The sequence below is a fragment of the Phenylobacterium sp. genome, from assembly GCF_036402295.1.
GTDB lineage: Bacteria > Pseudomonadota > Alphaproteobacteria > Caulobacterales > Caulobacteraceae > Phenylobacterium.
Genome location: NZ_DASWTE010000205.1, coordinates 1 through 3,945 on the forward strand (window position 1 = coordinate 1; position 3,945 = coordinate 3,945).

At 67.1% G+C, this 3,945-nt stretch carries 3 protein-coding genes; 2 read left to right on the forward strand and 1 reads right to left on the reverse strand.

Annotated elements, in window-relative coordinates; all coding sequences use genetic code 11:
• Complete coding sequence (locus tag VGD44_RS12830) at nt 1-1,188, reverse strand: DUF418 domain-containing protein (protein WP_331087584.1); 1,188 nt, start codon at nt 1,186-1,188, stop codon at nt 1-3.
• Between the two features lie 110 nt (nt 1,189-1,298).
• On the opposite strand from VGD44_RS12830, the gene VGD44_RS12835 reads away from it, so the two are divergent.
• Together VGD44_RS12835 and VGD44_RS12840 are read left to right on the forward strand one after the other, a co-directional pair.
• Nucleotides 1,299-1,991 carry a TetR/AcrR family transcriptional regulator gene (locus VGD44_RS12835; protein WP_331087586.1) on the forward strand — a complete coding sequence of 231 codons (693 nt, stop codon included), beginning with the start codon at nt 1,299-1,301 and terminating at the stop codon, nt 1,989-1,991.
• Between the two features lie 176 nt (nt 1,992-2,167).
• The coding region (locus VGD44_RS12840; protein ID WP_331087588.1) for a TonB-dependent receptor at nt 2,168-3,945 on the forward strand (1,778 nt) is incomplete at its 3' end.

Sequence of the window (3,945 nt, forward strand, 5' to 3'; positions counted from 1 at the left end):
CTAGGTCGTCGCCGTCGCGGGCTTCGCGCCCTTCACGAACGGCTGCGGCTTCCACTGCACCAGCGAGCGCCAGAGCCACTCGAACGGACCGTAGTGGAAGCGCGCCAGCCACGGCCGGCTCCACAGCAGGATGAAGGCCCAGACGCCCGCCACGACCCACAGCTGCTGGGCCCGCGAGAGCTCGCCGTAGAGCCCGAAGCCATAGCCGCAGAAGACCAGGCTCGTGATCACCGAGGTCATCAGGTAGTTGCTGAACGCCATCCGCCCGGCCGCGGCCAGGCGCGTGGTCAGCACTTCCAGCCAGCCGGCCCGGATCATCAGCAGCAGCACCGAGGCGTGAGCGAGCGCGATGAACGGCCGGCTGAGCTGCTGCCAGACCTCCAGTTCGTGCAGCGTCTTGGGTTCGAACCCGCTCTGCTGGATCCCATAGGCCAGCCAGGCCGTGAACGGCGCGGCGATCAGGTAGCCGATGGCCATCGTCAGGGCGTAGGCGCGGGTCGACCAGCCGAGGGTGAAGAAGCCCACGCGGAACAGCGCCATGCCGATGAACATCTGGCCGATCGCCTCGGGCAGCGTGTCGAACGGATGGATGATCAGATAGAACAGCACCAGCATGTTGAGGCGCGCCTGGGTCGCATCCAGGAAGTCGCCGCGGAAGCCCGCGAGCTCGGCCGCCTTTGCACCGGGGGGCGGGGACGGAATGCCCGGGCCCATGGCGTTCTTGGCTAGCAGCAGGACGAGGATCGCAACCCCGATGGCGATCTGCACGCGCGGGCTGAGCTTGCGGAACGGGAAGACGATCAGGCCCGCGATCGCATAGGGCACGAGGATGTCGCCGAACCACAGGAACACGGCGTGCAGCAGGCCGATCAGCAGCAGCCAGAGCATGCGCCGGTAATGGGTGGCCGCCGGGCTCAGCCCCGTCCCCGCTTCGGCCCGGTCGGCGATCAGCACCGTCGAAGCGCCGAACAGCATCGTGAACAGCGCCCGCATCTTGCCGTCGGTGAAGACGTTGTTGACCGCCCAGGTCCACATGTCCGCGCCGGTGGAGCCGCCGGCGTAGGTGGGGTCGATGTAGGCGAACGAGGGCAGGCCCATGCCCACGATGTTCATGAGCAGAATCCCCAGCACGGCGAAGCCGCGCACGGCGTCGATCGAGAGATGCCGCCCGGCGCTGGCGCTCGTCATCACCCGTCCCCCGTCTTTGTGTCCGGCATGCGACATTGGCCCCAGCGCCTGCGCTGTCAACGCGTCCGAACAGTGCTAGCGATGACGGCTGTTGCTTGGCGGAGAGGCGGTTGGCGCGGGCGAACGGACAGGCGGGCGGGGCGCTCAGAGGGCGACGGCCGAAGGGCCAGGGCCCCGACCTGCGCCAGTCGATCCTCGACGCCGCCGAGGCGCTGTTCTCCCGGCACGGGTTCTATGGTGTGACGGTCCGCCAGGTGGCGTCCGAGGCGGGCGTCGACACCGCGCTCATCCACTACTACTTCGGGGCCAAGCGCGAGCTGTTCGACAGCGTCTTTGCCCGCCGCGCCGAGATCCTGAACGACGCCCGCCTCGCCGCGTTGCGCGCCTACGCCGAAAACCAGGCCGGGGCGATGACGCCGGAGGGGATCATCGAGGCCTTCATCGATCCCCTGATCCAGCTGTCGCTGACCAACGACGAGGGCTGGAAGAACTACTTCCGGCTCGTGGCCCTGGTGAACAACACCCCAGCGTGGGGCGGCGAGACCATGCACCGGTTCTTCGATCCGGTGGTCCACGAGCTGGTGGACACGCTCAAGGTCGCGCTGCCGGACGCCGAGATGCGCGACCTCTACTGGGGCTACCAGTTTCTCACCGGGGCGATGATGCTGACCCTCTCCGAGACGGGGCGTATCGACCAGCTCTCGGACGGGCTCTGCCGCTCAACGGACCTTGAGGCGGTGCGGGCGCGACTCTACGCCTGGTGCGCGGCGGGGCTCTCGGAGGTGGTGCGCCGCCGGCCTTAGCGGCCCGACTGTGCCATAAATTCATCACCCAATCAAAAAGTGAGTCTCCGACGGAACCGGGCTCTGGCGCGACACGCGCGCATGGCTCAAAACACCGCGCAATTCACTGGTCAGTGAAAAAGTCTTCGACGCTGCTCCGGCCATGGTGGCCGATCGGCGCCGTCGGGAGGAAACACATGAAGAGCTTCGTGAAAGCCGCCCTCCTTGCGGGCGCGGCGTGGTCCGTCGTTCCCACCCTGGCCTTCGCCCAGGCGGCCGACGAAGGCGCCGGCGTGGAAGAGGTGGTGGTCACCGCCCGTCGTCGCGAGGAAAGCCTGAAGGACGTACCGGTCGCCGTCACCGCCGTCTCGGGCGAGCGCCTGGCCGTCACCGGCGCGACGGACATCACCACCTTGCAGCAGTCGACCCCGAACCTCACCGTCCAGGTGGCCCGCGGCTCGAACTCGACCTTGATCTCCTTCATCCGCGGCGTCGGCCAGCAGGACCCGCTGTGGGGCTTCGAGCCGGGCGTCGGCCTCTACATCGACGACGTCTATGTGGCGCGCCCGCAGGCGGCCGTGCTCGACATCTTCGACGTCCAGCGCCTTGAGGTGCTGCGCGGCCCGCAAGGCACGCTCTACGGCCGCAACACCATCGGCGGCGCGATCAAGTACGTGACGGCCAAGATCGAAGGCGACCCCGAGATCAAGCTCAAGGGCGCCTATGGCTCGTACGACCAGATGGACCTCGTCGCCTCGGCCAAGGGCCAGGTGAACGACTGGCTGGGCCTCGGTCTCACCTGGGCGAGCTTCAACCGCGACGGTTTCGGCAAGAACCTCACGACCGGCGCCGAGCACTACGACAAGGACGTCGTGGCCGCGCGCGCCACCGTCGAGCTGACGCCCACCGAGAGCCTGTTCTTCCGGCTGTCGGGCGATATCGTCACCGACCGCTCGAACCCGCGCCACGGCCACCGCGAGACGCCCGCCCTGAACGCGGCGGGCCAGCCGATCGCGGGCGGCGAAGTGCTGTCCGACGTCTACGACACCAAGGCTGGCATCGGCGACAAGAACAGGGTCGAGGCCCGCGGCGTGTCGTTCCTGGGCGAGTGGACGGCGAGCGAGACCCTGACCTTCAAGTCGATCACCGCCTACCGGTCCGGCGAGACCAAGACGGTCATCGACTTCGACAACCTGCCGGCGCCGATCCTGGACATCCCCGGCCGCTACAACGACCACCAGTTCACCCAGGAATTCCAGCTCCTCTACACTACGGACCGGATCCAGGGCGTGTTCGGCCTCTACTATCTGAACGCCACGGCGGCCGGCGCCTTCGACACGGTGCTGGGCCAGGCGAACCTCTCCATCGCCACCTCGGGCGCGGTGGACACACGCAGCTACTCGGCTTTCGCCGACGTCAGCTATGACGTGACCGACCAGCTCTCGATCTCGGTGGGCGGCCGCTACACCAAGGACAAGAAGACCGGTCAGGTCTACCGCCAGAATTTCACGGGCCTGAAGAGCCCGCTGTTCGGCAATCCGACCGCCATTCCCGGCCTGGTCCGTTCGAACTTCACGAGCTCGGACACCTACGAGAAGTTCACGCCGCGGGTCAGCGTCAGCTACAAGATCACCCCGGACGTTACGACCTATGTGTCGTTCAGCCAGGGCTTCAAGTCGGGCGGCTTCGACATGCGCGCCGACGCCATCCTGACGCCCAGCTCCGTCAACGGCTTCGACCCGGAAAAGGTCGACAGCTACGAAGGCGGCCTGAAGGGCTACTTCTTCGACCGCCGCCTGTCGCTGAACACGGCGGTGTTCTACTCGAAGTACAAGGACCAGCAGATCACCCAGCAGACCCCGGTGGGCGCCTCCATCGCCTCCCAGGTCCTGAACGTCGGCAAGTCGCACATCTACGGCGCCGAGATCGAAGGCCAGGCGACCTTCACCTCGTCGCTCTTCGCCAACTTCTCGCT